The organism is Flagellimonas sp., from assembly GCF_965233845.1.
Classification (GTDB): Bacteria; Bacteroidota; Bacteroidia; order Flavobacteriales; family Flavobacteriaceae; genus Flagellimonas.
In genome coordinates this window covers 1,976,188-1,994,039 of the sequence record NZ_OZ247584.1, presented here as the reverse complement: position 1 = coordinate 1,994,039, position 17,852 = coordinate 1,976,188, and the positions used below count along the sequence as shown (strand labels likewise).

14 protein-coding genes are annotated in these 17,852 nt (G+C 42.9%); 11 read left to right on the top strand and 3 right to left on the bottom strand.

Features of this window, described 5'->3' with window-relative positions:
• The first annotated feature begins 7 nt into the window (after nt 1-7).
• From ACO6S0_RS08715 to ACO6S0_RS08700, 4 genes are all read left to right on the top strand, one after another.
• The gene (locus tag ACO6S0_RS08715) at nt 8-1,141 is read left to right on the top strand and encodes an MBL fold metallo-hydrolase (protein WP_422351598.1); all 1,134 of its coding nucleotides are present in this window, start codon (nt 8-10) and stop codon (nt 1,139-1,141) included.
• 130 nt (nt 1,142-1,271) lie between these two features.
• Nucleotides 1,272-3,176, top strand: a complete 1,905-nt coding sequence (locus tag ACO6S0_RS08710) for a hypothetical protein (protein ID WP_422351597.1) — start codon at nt 1,272-1,274, stop codon at nt 3,174-3,176.
• A 1-nt stretch (nt 3,177) separates the two neighbouring features.
• Nucleotides 3,178-3,999 (top strand): DUF2490 domain-containing protein, encoded by an 822-nt coding sequence (locus tag ACO6S0_RS08705; RefSeq protein WP_422351596.1) that lies wholly within the window; start codon nt 3,178-3,180, stop codon nt 3,997-3,999.
• A gap of 34 nt (nt 4,000-4,033) precedes the next feature.
• Nucleotides 4,034-4,897 (top strand): hypothetical protein, encoded by an 864-nt coding sequence (locus ACO6S0_RS08700; RefSeq protein WP_422351595.1) that lies wholly within the window; start codon nt 4,034-4,036, stop codon nt 4,895-4,897.
• Between the two features lie 92 nt (nt 4,898-4,989).
• Here ACO6S0_RS08700 and ACO6S0_RS08695 read toward each other — a convergent pair whose 3' ends face one another.
• Together ACO6S0_RS08695 and ACO6S0_RS08690 are read right to left on the bottom strand one after the other, a co-directional pair.
• Nucleotides 4,990-5,931, bottom strand: a complete 942-nt coding sequence (locus ACO6S0_RS08695; protein ID WP_422351594.1) for a nitrilase family protein — start codon at nt 5,929-5,931, stop codon at nt 4,990-4,992.
• Nucleotides 5,932-6,004: 73 nt separating this feature from the next.
• Nucleotides 6,005-6,811, bottom strand: coding sequence for a DUF6597 domain-containing transcriptional factor (locus ACO6S0_RS08690; protein ID WP_422351593.1), 807 nt, complete (start codon nt 6,809-6,811; stop codon nt 6,005-6,007).
• Between the two features lie 145 nt (nt 6,812-6,956).
• Between ACO6S0_RS08690 and ACO6S0_RS08685 the strand changes: the two genes are divergently transcribed.
• Nucleotides 6,957-7,700: a slipin family protein gene (locus ACO6S0_RS08685; protein WP_422351592.1), complete on the top strand. Its 744-nt coding sequence runs from the start codon at nt 6,957-6,959 to the stop codon at nt 7,698-7,700.
• On the opposite strand, the gene ACO6S0_RS08680 is transcribed toward ACO6S0_RS08685, so the two are convergent.
• Nucleotides 7,692-8,936 carry a hypothetical protein gene (locus tag ACO6S0_RS08680; protein ID WP_422351591.1) on the bottom strand — a complete coding sequence of 415 codons (1,245 nt, stop codon included), beginning with the start codon at nt 8,934-8,936 and terminating at the stop codon, nt 7,692-7,694. The genes ACO6S0_RS08685 and ACO6S0_RS08680 overlap by 9 nt on opposite strands.
• A 129-nt stretch (nt 8,937-9,065) precedes the next feature.
• Here ACO6S0_RS08680 and ACO6S0_RS08675 point away from each other — a divergent pair, with 129 nt between their 5' ends.
• From ACO6S0_RS08675 to ACO6S0_RS08650, 6 genes are all read left to right on the top strand, one after another.
• Nucleotides 9,066-10,169, top strand: a complete 1,104-nt coding sequence (locus ACO6S0_RS08675; RefSeq protein ID WP_422351590.1) for a hypothetical protein — start codon at nt 9,066-9,068, stop codon at nt 10,167-10,169.
• Between the two features lie 225 nt (nt 10,170-10,394).
• Nucleotides 10,395-11,465 (top strand): DUF2911 domain-containing protein, encoded by a 1,071-nt coding sequence (locus tag ACO6S0_RS08670; RefSeq protein WP_422351589.1) that lies wholly within the window; start codon nt 10,395-10,397, stop codon nt 11,463-11,465.
• A gap of 38 nt (nt 11,466-11,503) precedes the next feature.
• The gene (locus ACO6S0_RS08665; RefSeq protein WP_422351588.1) at nt 11,504-12,196 is read left to right on the top strand and encodes a protein-L-isoaspartate(D-aspartate) O-methyltransferase; all 693 of its coding nucleotides are present in this window, start codon (nt 11,504-11,506) and stop codon (nt 12,194-12,196) included.
• A gap of 177 nt (nt 12,197-12,373) precedes the next feature.
• Nucleotides 12,374-12,973: an RNA polymerase sigma factor gene (locus ACO6S0_RS08660; RefSeq protein ID WP_422351587.1), complete on the top strand. Its 600-nt coding sequence runs from the start codon at nt 12,374-12,376 to the stop codon at nt 12,971-12,973.
• Between the two features lie 175 nt (nt 12,974-13,148).
• Entirely contained in the window at nt 13,149-14,375 is a 1,227-nt protein-coding gene (locus tag ACO6S0_RS08655) for a FecR family protein (protein WP_422351586.1), read from the top strand.
• Nucleotides 14,376-14,596: 221 nt separating this feature from the next.
• A complete protein-coding gene (locus ACO6S0_RS08650) occupies nt 14,597-17,851 on the top strand; it encodes a SusC/RagA family TonB-linked outer membrane protein (RefSeq protein WP_422351585.1) in 3,255 nt (1,084 codons plus the stop codon).
• Nucleotide 17,852 lies beyond the last annotated feature (1 nt).

Sequence of the window (17,852 nt, the reverse complement as noted above, 5' to 3'; positions counted from 1 at the left end):
TAATGAGTTGAAAAAACTAATAAAGATTTTAAAACGAATGTTGTTATCCATTGGAATACTAATTGCTCTTTTGGTAGTTGCCTATTTGGCTTTCGTCAACTTTTATCCCTCCTTTGGGGGAGACGTATCCGAAGAGCGTCAAAAACGATATGCATATTCACCACAGTTTAAGGACGGATCGTTTAAGAATGCAAAGGATGTACCCAAAGAAGCTAGTTTTGGTGAGATGCTGTCCATTGCACGTAAGTTCTTTTTTCAGAAAGTGGAAAACGGAAGACCAGAAATAGAACCTCCATTGCACAAAGTGGATTCCCTTGAAATAGTTTCCCAAACAAAAGGTACGCAGTTGATTTGGTTTGGGCACTCGGCCTTCCTGCTGCAGATGAGTGGTAAAAATATCCTAATAGACCCTATGTTGGGTGATGTACCAGCACCTCATCCTTTATTGGGTGCCAATCGATTTAACAAAGAACTTCCTATTGCCATAGAAAAACTTCCCAAAATTAATGCGGTTTTGATTTCCCATGATCATTATGATCACTTGGATTACGAATCCATTAAAAAACTGAAGGATAAAGTTGACCGCTTTTACGTTCCCTTGGGCGTTGGAGTACATTTGGAGGCATGGGGTGTTGCCAAGGACAAGATTGAGGAGTTGGATTGGTGGAAGGAAACTTCCCTGGATGGACTGGATTTTGTTTGTACCCCAGCCCAGCATTTTTCGGGTCGAAAGATGAACAATGGCCAAAGTACCTTATGGGCTTCATGGGTAATTAAGTCAGAGACAGAACGGATTTTCTTTAGCGGGGACAGTGGCTATTCCACCCATTTTAAGGAAATAGGGGAGGCCTACGGCCCCTTCAATTTTGCTATGTTGGAATGTGGGCAATACAACAAAATGTGGCCAGATATTCACATGTTTCCGGAAGAGACCGCGCAGGCGGGATTAGACTTAGGAGCAGAAACCATAATGCCCATTCATTGGGGTGGATTTAAGTTGGCTTTGCATTCGTGGACTGATCCCATTGAGCGTGTCACCAAAAAGGCCAAAAGTTTGGGTATTCCGTTGATTGCTCCGGAAATCGGTTCCGTGATTGAGCTGAATTTGATTAAAAACCAAGAAGTTAAGCGGTGGTGGTAGAGCAGAATTGTGTGGATTGAATTAAAATCCAAAAGTCGCAATCCAAAGTAGCTTTACTTCACGTATATAGGGCATCGCGCTTTATGGGATATAGATCGCGAGAACACTAAACAACAAAATACCTATTCGCGTGAGACCAACCAGACAACCAAAATTCTTGGCGGTTTTACTTTTGGGGCTACTGTTTTCTTGGTCAATCCATGCTCAAGAAAAACTGAGGTATACAGGCCCTTTTCAAGTAGCCAGCTTTGTGGGTGAGGTAGATTACACCTATCAGATTATTGACGGAGACACCTTACTCCAAGGTCCTTTTAGTATGAAGCGTTCCAATTTGGACGCCCTTTTGGAGCAAAAAGATAAAACCTTCTCCTTTACCGGTGCTTTTGAAAACGGATTTCCCAACGGCCCATGGAACTTCCAGTTTGGAGAATTTGAATCAGACCAAAAAACCGAAGTTGTCGGATTTCAATATCGGGTCAATGTGGATGGGATCCAGCATCAGGCCCAAGGAGATATTCAAATGGGAAGACCAGATGGGCTCTGGATTATTTCCGAACAGCAAATTGAAGATTCAGAAGTTCAGGAAACCCTGTTCCGAAGCCAGATAACCTACAATAACGGTGTGCCTCAACAGAGTTTTAGAATTGAGGGCAAGCAAAGTACCCTGGTCGGTCGCTTTTTAAGAGATGGGCTGGCACATGATAGCTGGACCTTGTTTGGGGATGAAAGCACGGAGACTTGGTCTTTTGACGAGGGTGTACTTACCCAAATACGATTGGATAACAACACGATTGCTGTTTTCCAGGGTCCGTTCAAGGCCGCTAGAACCATTAATCTGGATAAGCGGTTCTCCAAAATTTTAAAGCTTCATTTGGAAAGGGAGCAAGTTGACGGATTAAGGGATGGAATCAACAAGCTTCTGGCGGAGAATGCTGCGCACTATAAAAAATTGGATGATATCCTATCACAATTGGGCAAGTCCCAATTTTTGCCCCTATTTAAGGTAAAGGTTCCTTACCATCCCTTGGATTCCTTGGAAAGAAATGGACTTGAGGCTATCCAAAAAGAGTATGGACATGCTTCCAAAGTGGCTAAGGGGTTATTGGAAAACACCCAGCTGAATTTGCTAAGGCGTTCAGATAGTGAAGCCCAGTTCTTGTATTCGGCAGTCGAAAAAATCAAGGCATCTTTCTTGGACCCATTGGATAAGGTTGTACACTTTACTGAGTTGGGAATCTTGGATTATTTAGATCGGGATTTAATTGCACAGCGTTTGTTTCCAAATGGTAAACCATCAACTACATTAAACATAGGCGAACCAGAAAGAACTTTTGAAGGGCCTAATGCCAATGACTTCAATTTTGAGGGCGAGGTGATGGAAACTTTAGCTCAAATGTCATCTTATGCCAAAGTCAGTTTGGACCAAATTGCCACCACTCTGTACGAAAAAGTAAAGAACGAGCAGCAGCAACAGGAATTTGTGGCCTTGGAAGAGCAGATGATAGCCCAAATCAATAGCCTAAACCAAATGGTGGATTCGTTGGATACTTCTGGAACCTATGGAACCGCCATACTGCATATAAAGTCAATTGCGGAGAACAAGTTAAATGCCTATTCAAGTTCAGCGGCTACCGAAGGAAAATTGGAAGAAGCCAAGCACTTGGTTCCTTGTCTGGAAACTCTCAAGAATTTATCCCAAAATCTAGCAGCTCTTCCGGAAAGGGAATTGGAAATTCAGGAAGCCTATAAAGATGCGGTTTGGAATCCTTTTATGGCCAATTTGATGGAGGAGGAAGTAAAGAAAAGAATCACTTCGGCCTATAGAAATGTCTTGATTCCTTTTTTGGTGAATGAAGCTAGCGGCGAACTGGATTGCGTTAAGGCCAACAATCTGAATCAGCTGTTGACAGCACTTCATAAACGGATGTTGGAACTAAGGGAAGAAGACACCCATAAATTGGAGCGTAAGCTTCGTAAAGAAAAGAACCCGAATACCATTTTGGAATTGTTCAACCTTCAACCTCTGGAAAACTAGCATGAAGTACTTTAGCAAACACTCCGGATGGGTTGCGGCCTTTATGTTGATAGCTTTCAACCTACACGCCCAGGATGAGCAGGTTTTACCTTCCGAATCCAAGTATAAAGACCCTTCAACCAAGGTTTGGTTCAACACTTATGGCAATATCCGAATCTCAAAACGTTTGTTTTGGGATGCCCAGACACATTTTCGTTTTGAGGAAACCGAGGACACTCCCTTTATAGGTCAGATAGGACAGATTTATAACCGACACGCCATTGGATATATCTACTCCAAAAAGGTGAATTTTAGCTTGGGAGGTGTGCTTAGGGTCAACTTTAATACGGATGAGGATTCCGATGATCGCCCTGTGGTTCCTGAATTCAGGATTTGGCACCAGTACCAATTTGCCATGCCGCTCTACAATTCCATGATTTATCATAGGTTAAGAATAGAGCACCGTTGGACACAAGACTTTGCCGAAAACAGCGAATACATATTTAGAAACCGTTGGCGTTATATGTTTAGGGCCAAAATCCCCTTGAACAACTATAAGTTGGAACCCAAAACCCTATACGTTTCCCCAGAGGCAGAGCTTATTATGCAAAGTGGCAAGGCGGTAGTGGCCAGTCCTTTGGAGGACCTGCGTCTAACTACCACTTTGGGCTACATTTTGACCCCCCGTTTGACCATTGCAGGCGGACTGATGTACTCTCAAGGACAGACCCTTGACAATGGGGGAATCTACAAGCAAAGTTGGACCATGCGATTCCATGTTTACTTCTCACCGGATATCAGAAAAGTAAAAAATAAGCTTCCGGAGATCCATTTTGACGATTAGCAACGTATATGTTAGGAAGTCATTCAAATCCATCATGAAAAAAAGACTAAATCAACTCACCTACATCCTTTTTGGCCTTACCTTTTTGTTGGGCGGTTTTTATTTTCTGAAAACCAAGAATCTGCAAGAGCAATTGAACCTTAAAAACCAGGAGATTGCCGAAATGGCAAATGCTACGGAAATTGATGAGCCCAATTTATCCGAAATTGATGCCATGATCATAGATGGGGATGACTACTCCCAAGCCTTAAAGGCCTATCAAGAAAAGTACGAGGAACATCTATTGGCCGAAGAGTCAGAATTGAAATTGCGAATCGCTTTGACGCAGAAAATGATGGCTCTTAAAATGCAGCCCAAGCAGAATGACGAAGTATTGGATTTGCAGCGTCAATTGGATTCGTTGACTACAATTCTTGAATCGGCACCAAAGGAGATTCACCAATATGACTCTCTTAATTTTGCTTTGGAAAAGTCCAAGGTTCAAATAGCGCGTATGCAAAAAAAATTGCGCAGAAAGGCATCTGGGGAGTATCTTACGTTTACCAATAGTAAGGGAAGTTTAATGCACTACGTTGGTCAAGTCAAAGATGGTAAAGCCAATGGCTATGGTGTAGCTATACTAAACACGGGTAGCCGTTACGTAGGCGAATGGAAGGATAATCAGCGCCATGGCGAAGGAGCATTTTACTGGCCAGATGGACAGCATTACACAGGATCCTACGTGAATGACAAGCGCTCAGGTAAAGGAACATACCACTGGCCCAATGGAGAAAAGTTTGTCGGTCTATGGAAAGACGATGAACGCATGGGCGAAGGAGCCTTCTACGGTGAAAAAGGTGATATTGTGGCCAGCGGCGTTTGGGAAAATGACGAGTTGGTCGTAACCAACAAGCCTTAAGACCTTCCTCTAAACATCCATCCTGCAGTTTTCCTTTAAAAGGAAATAATAATCCCAATAGTTTAAAAAGTTAATTGTAGGCTAGTGATTTTTCATTTTAGCCATACTGGACTGGTTTTGGATTGATGAGGTTGACCAATGATATCTCTATAAAGTTCTGGCCTACGTGCATTTTTATACCTCCAACCGCCAGAAAGTGGGATTTTATCTTGGGTGATTCGGGCCACTGTGATATCATCTTCAAACGATTTAATTTCTGATAATACCTCTCCGTACGGATCCAAAATCATGGAGTTGCCATTCTTTAAATGTTCACCATCGTATCCAATGGGATTTGAAAACGCATAATACACTCCATTGTCATACGCCCTGGCCGGAAGCCATCGCATTAACCAACCGCGACCCTTGGGTCCGTCAAATTCTGCCCGTAAGGTTTCGGGGGCTTTAAGCCTATTTTGCCACAATCGGTCGTCCACATAGCCACGCCCGGGCATATTGGAGGGTGTACAGCAGGTAACATGTGGTGCAAAAATTAGTTCGGCGCCCAAAAGGCTGGTGGCCCTCACATTTTCAATGACGTTGTTGTCATAACATATCAGAATTCCGAATTTCCATCCCATTAGATCAAAAACACAGTATTCCTCGCCTGCGGCCAAACGTTTATTTATAAAAGGATGTAGTTTTCTATACCTCCCAACAATACCGTTTTTGGTAACGCAGATATAGGTGTTGAAAATCTTGTCCGCTGTCTTTTCAACCAAACCAGCTAGAATGGCAATGTCAAATTCAGTGACAATCTTGATCAGTTCCAAAGTTGAAGGCCCGTTGGGAACTTCTTCCGCCAGATCGAACATTTCTTCTAGGGAAAGATCTTTGGTAAACGTATAGGCGGTAATGCACATCTCATGGAAGCTAATGATATCCGCTCCTTTGGACTTTGCCTTTTCGGTAAGCTTTCGAATCCGAGATAAATTATACGCTTTATCCCCATCTTTAGGCTGAAATTGTGCAACGGCAAGGTTTAGGTCTTTCATTGTATTGAATTATTTAAACCGTAAAATTAGATTGCTGACCCAACCCAAAATTGTACGGACCCGACAAAAAATACTACGACAGGGAAACAAGGTTCGTTGCCAAACGATTCGTTTTGGCCATGTAATCCTTGGGAGTTAGGGAGGTAAAATCCTTGAAATCCCGAATGGAATGGGATTGGTCATAATAGCCAGCTGTTAGCCCTATGGAAGTAAGTGTGGCGCAATCGGATTCTAGGTTCAGGAACCCCAAAAAGTTATGAAACCGAACAATCCGAAGGTACTCTCTGGGAGGTATCCCCATATACTTTTTAAAAGCCCGCTGCAAACTTCTTTCGGTATATACGGAGCCTTTGGACAGTTGCCCAACTTTGGATTGACCCCGTGCGTTTAGAATAGATTTTACGACTGCTGAAAATCGATAATCCATGGGGTGGATGCCTTTTTGGATGTAGTCCAGAAAATAAGCATCCAATAGGTCTACCTGCTGTTTGGACTTGTAACAGGATTCCAATTGCTCTTGAAGTGTGGCAATTGATGCATCCAAAATGAAGGTTCCGTTTATGATTTCCTGGCCCAATTCATAAGAGGGGATTCCGGTCAGCTGATAAAGTCCAGTGGGCTGGAATACCACTATGATTACCGAAAAATCCCCAAGCACGGCAAAGTTCTTGTTCGTTTTTATGCCTCCAACGATAAAAGGGCCTTCTTGATTTTCAAGTGCACCTTGAGAAAGCATGGTTTCCCTCAGTCTAAAGACCAAATGGGCATTGCCATCAGTAAAAAAGCGAAGCTGTTGCAAACCTTCGGCACCCTGGACTCCATCAATAAATAGGTAATGTTTGATTACTCCTGCTAGATGTTTGGATGGTGCTACTTGCATGGTATCGCAAAGTTAAAATAAACATTCAAGTGGAATAAATTGTTTTGTGATTGATATTCAGTGGTTTGGGTTTTATTCTACAGCATTTTTTCGTAACTTATAGAGGGACTTTCCGGCAGGGTCCATAAATCAAAAGCAACGAAAAATGAACTTGCCATTATTCTTCAGTATTGTATTAGGTGTTTTTCTCTTGGCAGGCATACGGATTGTTTTTGAGTACAAGCGCGCCCTAAAATTTCGATTTGGGAAATATGTAAAAACCCTGCAACCTGGTTTCCGTTGGATTATTCCCTTGGTTGAAACCATTCAGGTGGTAGATATACGTGTAATAACCATCAACATAGCATCCCAAGAGGTGATGACGGAAGATAACGTGCCCTCGAGCATTGATGGGGTGGTATTTTTTAAGATCAACAATCCGGAAAAAGCGGTGTTGGAGGTAGAGGAGTACGATTTTGCGATTACCCAACTTTCCCAGGCAGCGTTAAGGGATGTTTGCGGAAAGGTAGAATTGGACACCATTTTGTCCAAAAGAGAGGAAATGGGAAAAAACATCAAGAATATTGTGGAAACGGAAACCCATCATTGGGGCATTGAAATCATAGATGTTAAAATTAAAGATATCCAGCTTCCTGAAAATATGAAACGAATGATGGCCAACCAAGCAGAGGCGGAACGTTCGCGTAGGGCGCGGATTATTTTGGCCGAAGCTGAGGAGCAGGCAGCTGCCAAACTATTGGAGGCAGGATTACAAATAGATCAGTCGCCTTCGGCCATCAAATTGAGATTGTATCAAACCCTTTCCAATATTGCCGCGGAGAAAAATTCCACCATTCTTTTCCCTTTTCCAGAAGAGGTGCTGCCCAGAAAGACGGGTCATTCAGAGTAAGTCAAGCTGGATATTGCCATCAATGTCCTGAAGCTGGCTATAAAACACTTCTCCAAGACCCAAGAATCGATACCTAACCCCAACAACCCGTCCAATGCTTTGGTTATAGCTGCCTGTGAAAAGGGACCTGTCTTCCGCAAAAATCTCGACCTGCTTATCCTTGACCTGAATTCTTATATCATGAGCTTGGGATAAATCAAGACCCAATCCGGAAAGGTCATGTTCTTTTCCGCTTAGATATACATCATTCATCATCACACCCAATTCAGAACTGCAGCCAGGTATGGAAAAAGAAAACACCATCGCACCCTTCGTCCCCAATACAATCACATAGCTTTTCTGACATACGGCCCATTTATCCCGATACACATTTTGGAGGGAAGAGCTAAGCACAAAATTATCTCCAGAAATCGAGTCAAAATCCTGGACCATATGGTAGGTGGTGTTTATGGGTTGTTCATTTTTGATTACTTCGTTATGGATGACTTTGGGAAACGAGAGTGTTCCGTCATTTACTTCCTCAGATGGTATATACTTGGGAATGGGTTGGTAATCCAAAGTACCCAACCACCCTTCGGATTTAATAAAGAGATCGTGTTGCTTAATGGGCTTACCATCCACCAAAAGTTTGGCCCTAAAATAGCCTGGAGAATAATATTGACCCGTGGCTTGGGTCTGTCCAGGTTTAAGACTTATGGTTTTGGTGGGATCCCAATACTGTTGAATGTGGATGCTGTCTGAATCGATATCACCTAAATCCAAATCAAAAACCACGGAGTTGGGAAGTCCTTTGGCTATGGGCTTACTTTTAAACACGATGGATTCAGGGTCAATAACCCCGTTTTCATCACTGGACCCCTTTAAAGAGAAAAATGAGATAAAGATGATCGTCATGATGGAGGCGCTCAACATGATCACTCCAAGATTGGCATTGACCACCTTTAGCAGTGGATATTTTGGTTTGAGTGGTGCCGTCCCTTTAAAATCCCTCCAATTTTCAAATCCTGCAAACTGGGCCAAAGTGTTTAATGTAGTTTTACTGGGAGCACTTTGGTAATCGATTCTTCCCCAAACCCGTTTTAAAGTAACCGGACTCAATAGGACCTTGGTTCGTTGTTGAATACGCTCACTGAGCTCAATAAACACATCGTTATGCCAATCTTGCGAAGGGCCCCAACCTAGGCTTTCCTCAATTTGCAGCAAACATTTCCGCACCAATTTTTCTTCCGGATACATGATTGGGATTTGTGGTGTAAAGATCACAAAAAATTCGCTGTCTGAACCAGAATGAATGAACTTGAACCAACTTGTTTTTGGATTTTGGCGTGCTTAAAGGAGCTTTGGAACATCAAAAAACATACAATCATGATCAAAACATTCCTTTTACCCGCTTTTTTACTTTTTAATTTCATTGTTATCCTCGGACAGGAGGTCGTTCCCTTGGATACGGTCCACTTGAAAATCAATTCCAGTTCCTTTATGTTCGAACAATTTAAAGGAGAGGAGACCATTTACTTCAAAGGCGGTACCGTTGGTCTTAAAGATGTTTCCTTTTTGAATGGTACCATTGAATATGACATCTATATCACCGAAGACCGAGGTTTCCCAGGGGTCTATTTCAGGATTAACGGGGATGATGCCGAGCAGTTTTATATCCGACCGCACCAATCCGGTAACCCAGATGCCAACCAGGCTACACCCGTTACCAACGGACTTGCCAATTGGCAGTTTTACTTTGGTCCCAAATATTCCTTTCCACATAAATACAACTTCAACACCTGGACCCATGTGAAAATTGTGGTCAATGACCTAAGGGCACAGGTATTTTTGGACCATTCAGAAACCCCTCATCTATCTTGGCAACTGTTTCACGAGCCAAAAGCAGGGGCAATCAGCTTTACAGGTGGACTGGTTCGAGGGTTTCATATAGCCAATATCAAAATAGACCACCAAACACCAGTCATTGAGAATTTCAATCCCGGAACTCGAGAACCCATTGAAAATGTAATCGAGGAATGGACCGTGTCTGGCAAATTCGAGGAAAAGGAGTTGGACAATCTGGATAATTTGGATGGCTTAATATCCCGACTCAAATGGAATAAAAAGATATATGTGGAAGAAGGTGTTGCTGCAAATATAGCCAGGGTCGTTAAGCTTGATGGCGATGTTCCGGGGAATACGGTTATTGCCAAGTTGACCATTACTTCGGACAAAGATCAAATCAAACTTTTCGATTTTGGCTACAGCGACAGGGTGGTGGCTTTTTTGAACAGCAAACCCATCTACAAGGGAAACAATCGCTTTCGAAGCCGGGATTATAGATATCTGGGCACCATTGGGCTTTTTGATGCTGTTTATCTCGATTTAAAGAAAGGAAAGAACACCCTCTTGTTGGCTGTCTCCGAGGATTTCGGTGGATGGCTTGTTACTGGGAGGTTTGCCGATTCCTCTGGTCTAAAAATAAAGTGACATAACATGGGTTCGACCTACGAACCGATTAATATGTAGCATATACTTGTGCAATTGTAAACTATGTCACTTCGAGCGCAGTCGAGAAGTCTTTATGAACCCATTTTTAAGTAGGTCTCGACTGCGCTCGACCTGACAAAAGAATAAATAGCAGAATATCAGTTGTATAAATTGAATTTAATATCGAATTCAAATTAAAATAGCAATCATACAAAACGAACAATCATGAAATTGAAATCTATAATTATCAACTGCCATCTATTCCTAATGTGTGTTATGGCTGTTCAGGCCCAAGATATGCTGGTGGCCACGAAGGTGAGCCAACGGGCAAGCATTACCCAACGTATTGGCACCACGGATGTAACTGTAGTCTACCATAGTCCTTATGCCAAAAAACGGAAGGTTTTTGGGGGCATTGTTCCCTACAATTTTGTTGTTGATGGGGTGGAATATCCATGGAGAGCGGGTTCCAATCAAAACACAACGGTGGAGTTTACCCACGATGTGAAAATCCAGGGTCAACCACTGGCCAAAGGAAAGTACGGACTGCATATTTTTGTTAAGGAAAACGAGTGGATTTTCATTTTTTCAAAGAATTCCGAAAACTGGGGGAGCTTCAATTATAAAAAAGAAGAGGATGCCCTTCGGGTGACGGCAACTCCTTCGACAAGTCCGTATCAGGAAAATCTGCGATACGAATTCAACGATTTGCAACCCCAGTCCGCCTATTTGGAATTAAAGTGGTCCAGGATAAGCTGTGGAATTGAAATCTCCGTGGATGTCAATGCCAATGTGCTGGTGGACCTAAAGGCCAAAGAGGAAAAAACCGTGGACGATTACGTAAAAATAGCCCAACTGACAGTGGCCGAAGATCCTGCTAATGTTACAGAAGCGTTGTCTTATGTAGATAAGTCCCTAGAAATAGGGGCCGAGTTCCGAAACACCATGCTCAAATCCCAATTGTTGGCTAAACAGGGCAAAATCAAAGGGAGTAAGGAATATGAGCAGCAAGCCCTTTCTCTGGGTAAAGGATTTCCTTATTTTTATTATTATCCACTGAGTTTTATGCTGTTGGAGGGCGATGCAAAAAAGACCTTTGAGCTCTTGTCGGAGATGCTTCAAAAGGAACCCGACAACTGGATTGCCAATTTGGCCATGGGGGAATATTACATCAAAGCCAATGACCAGGAAAAAGCGACTTTTCATTTTGGAAAGGCCTATGAATATGCTGGGGAGCGATCTAAAAATTACACCCGCTATATGTACCTGTCCAACAAGTTGATTCTGGAGCAATAGTTTTGTAACTTATTGGCTATCAATTCATCTTGTTGGCCATGAGTAGGGCAGTTGCCATCTTGTTTTCTTTTCTGATGTCTCATATGTTGTTTGGACAAAACCACTATACGGCCCAAAGAAAGCAGATGGTAGAAACCCAGATAAAGGCTAGAGGCATAGATAACTTGGCCACACTTTACGCCCTTTTAAACGTGCCCCGACACCTATTTGTTCCAGAGGGTTTGAAAGCTTATGCCTATAATGACAATCCTTTGCCTATCGGAAATGGACAGACCATTTCCCAACCCTATATTGTGGCCTATATGACCCAAGCACTACGATTAAGGAAGGACGATAGGGTATTGGAAATTGGTACCGGATCAGGATATCAGGCAGCGGTGCTTGCCAAGATTGTGGATTCTGTATATACCATTGAGATTGTTGAGGAGCTAGCCCAAAGGGCTACGGAGCGATTACACAATTTGAACTATTCCAATATTGTTATAAGAAGGGGAGATGGCTATAATGGCTGGCCAGATAAGGCACCTTTTGATGCAATCATGGTGACAGCGGGAGCTGAATACATTCCCCAGCCTCTTATTGACCAGCTTAAGGTGGGGGGCAAGATGATCATTCCGGTCGGGCCTCACAATCAAGTGCGGCAATTGGTACTGGTGACCAAAAAGAAAAATAAAGTGGTCAAAAGAAATGTGATGGCGGTGCGCTTTGTCCCTTTTACACGGGAGGAGTGATATACCTCAGCGCAAATTAATCCATTCAACGTGGTTTAATTTCAATCAAACATAAGCCATTGATTGAAGGGATAATTTTATAACTTACAGCGATAAAACTAACTACTACCTGTTGTTTTGCCTTTAAAATCAGTGCATCGACCCAAACTTACGACTGAGGGCGCAAAAAGTCCGCATGTGTCCAAACCCAGTGGTGAGCCTAAATTTGAAGATTCCCAGTTATGGAAAGAATTCCAATCTGGAAGCGAAGCAGCATTTGCACAGATTTATCGGGACAATGTTCCTCTGCTTTACAATTATGGCCTAAAGTTGGTCAAGGACAAAAACTTGGTCAAAGACTGTATTCAAAATCTTTTCATTGAAATCTGGGATGCCAAGCATCGCTTGGGAAACGTAAAGTCCATTAAATCGTATCTCATTAAATCGTTAAGGCGAAAAGTGATTTCAGAAACCGTCCGCGGCAGAAAGCTGTACGACAACGCAAAATTTACAATTACTTCTGAACCTATGGTACAAGCCAAGGCACATAGCTTGGCAGAAAAACAAGAATTTGATCTTCAAAAACAACACTTAAAGGAGGCTGTCAAAAAGCTTACGGATCGCCAAAGGGAAATCATCTACCTTAAATATTATGCACTTTTAAGTTATGCTGAGATTGCGGAAATCATGTCGTTGAGCAGCAAAGGGACGTATAAACTCATGGGAAGGGCGATACATTTTCTTAGAAAATATATGGGGGCTATACCTTTACTGATAGTGTCCGCTTTGCAGAACTGATTATCCCATCTAATTAAATCACTCATTTTTTACTTCAATTAACTTGAACTAGTTATCTGTAAAACAGGCATTTGTTTTTTATTTCTAAAAAAAATTCATTTTCCATGGGGTACTAACCGCATTTTCGCTCTCTTCTTAGAAAACAACAGATTCTTTCTGCTTGATTCAAGATTAAATGAAGTACGCCAACTACACCGAAGAAGATTTCATCAAAGACGAGTACTTTCAAAAATGGGTGCTGAACCCAGATGAAATGACATCCAATTTTTGGCAGAATTGGATGACCGCCAATCCAGAGAAAAAAGAACTTGTCCAAAATGCCATACGGTTCATACAGCTTATGGATTTTGAAGAGGAAAATCTGGCTGATGAAGATTTTGATACCATGTGGCAGAATGTTATCCAACGGAGAAAGGATGGAGAGAACAGGATATTTATAGCCCGAAGGCCTAGTGGACGGAGGAAAAGCTTTGTGCTAAAAATAGCCGCTGTTTTTATCGGTTTGTTAGGTACTTCCTATATGGTGTATCAAAGCGGACTGTTTAACAAGCAGGGCCAGGTGATAGAGTCGGATACCCCAGTTATTACCTTGGAGTTGGAGGACGGTACCATTAAGGTTTTGGACGATACTTCTTCAGGAATTATAACCAACACCAAAGGAAGCCAGGTGGTGAACCAAAAGCAGAATGTACTTTTGTACAACAACGAAAGCAAGCAAGAAACAGAAAGACTTACCTATAACCAGCTGTCCGTTCCCTACGGCAAAAAATTTGAATTGGTACTTTCAGATGGGTCCCATGTCTTTTTAAATTCGGGGTCAAAACTCAGATATCCAGTAAGCTTTTTAAAGGACAAACCCCGGGATGTTTATCTGGATGGAGAAGCCTATTTTTCTGTGGAAAGGGACGAAGCTAGACCTTTCACGGTAATTACGGACGACATGAACACCAGTGTTTATGGTACGGAATTCAATGTTTCCAGTTACAAAAATGAAAACAACACATCCACAGTATTGGTGGAGGGTAGTGTAGGCGTATACAAATCAAACAATGCCGAAGGGCAAAAACCCATCACACTGGTTCCTGGTGGGCGAGCTGTTTTTAAAGAAGGAGCTATAGCTGTAGATCAGGTGAATGTTCAGAAATATACCGCTTGGACCAAAGGAGAACTCTTTTTTGTGGATGATCGCTTTGAGTTGATCTTAAAAGAACTGCAGAGGCATTTTGATGTAACCATTACCAATGAATACCACGAGTTGGATACAAAGAAATTCACAGGAACCTTCTCCAAAGAATCATTGGATCAAATACTACGAATTTTTCAGGAGCATACTCCGTTTACCTATGCCATCAATCGGGATACGAACACTATTATAATCAACAAGGAACAAGAAATTTTGTAGCGTTATTTCAGCGCACAAGAAAAGAGCTGACAAAAAACAACTAAAACTGCTATCTATGAATTGAACACCGTAAGAACCAAAAAATCGGAAAGTGTTCCCGCACTTCCCGATTAAGATTTGATCTAAGTCGTAAGAATCAACAAAAATCAAACAAAATTATGAAAAAACTAATGAACTCATTGGTGAGATGTTCCCGCGTCTTACCGAAACTAGACCTCAAAATGAAATTTTCACTCTTGTTTTTCATGGTGGCCCTTTTTCAGCTAAAGGCAGAACCGAATTACTCGCAAAAAGTCAAGATTGATCTAGATTTAAAAGATGCTCCCATTTCTATGATAATTGAGGAGATAGAATCCAAAACCGATTTTAAGTTCTTCTATAGCCGAGAGGAACTGAATTTGGATCGGAAAATTGACATTCAGGTCAGAAGACAAGAGATACGCAAGGTGCTCGGGAAGCTCTTTCCACATGGCAACGTCCTTTATAAAATAATCGACCGCCAAATCGTATTGACAAGGAACCAAAATGGTGCGCCAACGCCCAAGGCTCCAGCCCCAAAATTGGAGTTACAGCAAACGTACAGCCTCTCCGGTACGGTCACTGACGAAATTGGGGATCCGCTTCCAGGGGTTACGGTACAGATTGAGGGAACCAATCAGGGAGCGATTACGGATTTTTCAGGAAATTACGTGTTGCAGGCAGACCTTGATCCAGGCGACTACGTACTTATTTTTAGGTCGTTGGGCTTCACCACCCAAGAACTTACAGTGACTTTGGGTTCTCAAACTGAGGTTACGAACGATATTACTTTAGGCACCGATATATTGGGCTTGGATCAAGTGGTGATTACTGGTGTAGGGGCTTTGACCGCCAAAAAGCAAATTGGAAATACCATTTCAAGTGTTGAGGGAACCGATATTGCTGCTTCTGGTGCCGTTGACATTACGGGAGCGCTTTCCGGTAAGCTCGCAGGGATTCAGGTGTCCCAAAACTCAGGGGATCCTGCGGCAGGTATCAGTGTAAGGTTGCGGAGTGCTAGTACGGTGAATGGTAGTTCTGATCCGTTGTACATTATTGATGGGGTTATTGTAAACAATAACTCCACCGATGTTTTGGATGTGACCAGTGTGGTTCAAAACCGACTTTCGGACATCAACCCTCAGGACATTGATAGGGTAGAGGTCATCAAGGGAGCCGCTGCTGCAGCCATCTACGGTTCCAGAGCGAGCAACGGGGTGGTTCAGATTTTTACCAAAAAAGGAAGGTCAGGGAAACCCGTAATCAAGGTGGCCACCAGTGTCAATCTAAATTATCTGAGGAAAAAAAGGGAGTTTAATGATGAGCCCTTGGACTGGACTTCCACGGATATCACAGACCTCAGTACAGAATCGGTTACCCGTTATGATTATCAGGACATGGTTTTCCAAAACTCCACCGGAACAGACAATTATGTCTCTATCTCCGGAGGTAACGAAAACACCGATTATTTTGCCTCGCTTTCGTACTTAAAGAACGAGGGAATCATGAAATCCACTGATTACGAAAGGGAAGGTGGGAGAATACGCATCAATCAAAAATTTAATGACTGGGCATCTGCATCCGCGGGAATGTACTTTTCCACAAGCCACAGTAACGACGTTCCCAACGGAGGGTACGGCTTTGGGGTTTTGCAGACCATTCTTTTTACGAACAACACCATAAATCCAGCACCTGATGAAAACGGGAACTATCCCCAGATGACCTTTTACCCCAACATTCTGGAGTATATAGAAACCTTCGATTTTCAACAGACCAACAACAGAACGATCAGTGATCTGCAAATCAATTTGTCCCCGACAAATGACCTTAAGATCAATTACACCTTGGGGTATGATAACGCAGAATCCAGAGGAACAAGGTATGTTCCCATTGGAACCACAACTGTGCCGTTGGGGAGTGCCAGTACCACCACTATAAGTGCCAAGCTTTTCAACAGCGATTTGAATGCTTCTTATGATAAATTGATTTCAGACAACCTGAAATCAACCACCACGGCTGGTTTCTCTTGGCAGGCCGATGAAAATATCCTACGTTCCATACAAGGAACAGGATTGGCTTTAGGTGTGCGAACCACCAATGGGGCAGCTTCCATCACCACCAATGAAAACCGCAGTGAGCGAACCTTCTGGGGAGGTTTCTTGCAGCAGACTTTTGGGTTGGACAACAAACTGTTCTTAACTGGAGCTATCCGATTGGACGGATCTTCAGTATTTGGTGCAGACGAGCGCAACCAATTTTATCCAAAGGCGAGTGCGTCCTATCTAATTTCGGAAGAGGATTTTTGGATAGATAATTTGTCCAACGTATTCAACAGCTTTAAGCTGAGAGGTGCCTGGGGGCAGGCCGGTAACCTTACTGCCATTGGACCTTTTGACCGCTTGTCCAATTATGCCGCCATCAGTATTGATGGAAATTCCGGTTTAATTGCACCAACCCGCTTGGGAAATCCGGATTTAAAACCGGAACGTCAAACGGAGCTGGAATTTGGTGTGGACATGGCCTTGTTTGACAATAGAGTGGGGTTGGAGCTCACTTATTACAAGCAAGACATTGAAGATCTTTTGTTGGCCAGAACCTTGTCCCCAAGTACAGGGGCAGGATCAAGGGTCGAAAATATTGGAACCATGACCAACCGAGGGTTTGAGGCTATGATTACGGCTACACCAATCCAGACCAACAATTTTAGCTGGTCCATAACCGGAACCTATTCATCCAATAGAAATGAGGTGAACGATATTGCCGGGGAGCAGTTTGGTATAGGAAACTTCGGATTCTCCGTTGCAAAGAACGGACAGCCTTTAGGAGTGTTCTACCAAGGCTTCTATGCTAGGAATCCAGATGGAAGTTTACTCTTGACTCCTGAAGGATTGCCACAACGGGAGAAAGGGAGTTTTGATGCTGACGGGAATCCTGTTCCGGAAAGGGACACTAACGGACAACCTAGTGGCGCCAACCTAAGTAAGGTGATTGGGGATCCCAATCCGGATTTCATCGCTTCCTTGATCAATGAGTTGAAGTATAAAGATTTCTCCTTTAGAATGCAGTTGGATGCCGTTCAAGGAGTGGATATTTTGAGCTGGGATCAGCGGATGTTCTATCGCTTTGGAGGTGGTCCTGCCACAGCCGCAGAATTGCGGGGTGATGCAGTAAGGGGAACTGGAAGTGCCAATTTCGGTATCGCGGAATCCTATATTGAAGATGGTTCCTACATCAAGCTTAGGGAGATTTCCTTGGGCTATTTGTTGCGAGAGCCATTTACGGGAGTGGAAAGTTTCCAATTCTCCTTGACCGGACGGAACCTGTTCTCCATTGATGACTTTTCCAGTTATGATCCAGAGGTGAACATTGATGCCCAAAGCAATGGGTCTAGAGGAGGGATTATGGGATTGATTCCCATCCCAGCGGTCATCAGGTTTGGTATAACAGCTACATTCTAAT

Coding starts and splice junctions, on each gene's coding strand:
- ACO6S0_RS08675 (WP_422351590.1), top strand. CDS start 9,066: ATGATCAAAACATTCCTTTTACCCGCTTTTTTACTTTTTAATTTCATT.
- ACO6S0_RS08650 (WP_422351585.1), top strand. CDS start 14,597: ATGAAATTTTCACTCTTGTTTTTCATGGTGGCCCTTTTTCAGCTAAAG.
- ACO6S0_RS08685 (WP_422351592.1), top strand. CDS start 6,957: ATGAACTTGCCATTATTCTTCAGTATTGTATTAGGTGTTTTTCTCTTG.
- ACO6S0_RS08680 (WP_422351591.1), bottom strand. CDS start 8,936: ATGTATCCGGAAGAAAAATTGGTGCGGAAATGTTTGCTGCAAATTGAG.
- ACO6S0_RS08695 (WP_422351594.1), bottom strand. CDS start 5,931: ATGAAAGACCTAAACCTTGCCGTTGCACAATTTCAGCCTAAAGATGGG.
- ACO6S0_RS08700 (WP_422351595.1), top strand. CDS start 4,034: ATGAAAAAAAGACTAAATCAACTCACCTACATCCTTTTTGGCCTTACC.
- ACO6S0_RS08655 (WP_422351586.1), top strand. CDS start 13,149: ATGAAGTACGCCAACTACACCGAAGAAGATTTCATCAAAGACGAGTAC.
- ACO6S0_RS08690 (WP_422351593.1), bottom strand. CDS start 6,811: ATGCAAGTAGCACCATCCAAACATCTAGCAGGAGTAATCAAACATTAC.
- ACO6S0_RS08665 (WP_422351588.1), top strand. CDS start 11,504: ATGAGTAGGGCAGTTGCCATCTTGTTTTCTTTTCTGATGTCTCATATG.
- ACO6S0_RS08705 (WP_422351596.1), top strand. CDS start 3,178: ATGAAGTACTTTAGCAAACACTCCGGATGGGTTGCGGCCTTTATGTTG.
- ACO6S0_RS08670 (WP_422351589.1), top strand. CDS start 10,395: ATGAAATTGAAATCTATAATTATCAACTGCCATCTATTCCTAATGTGT.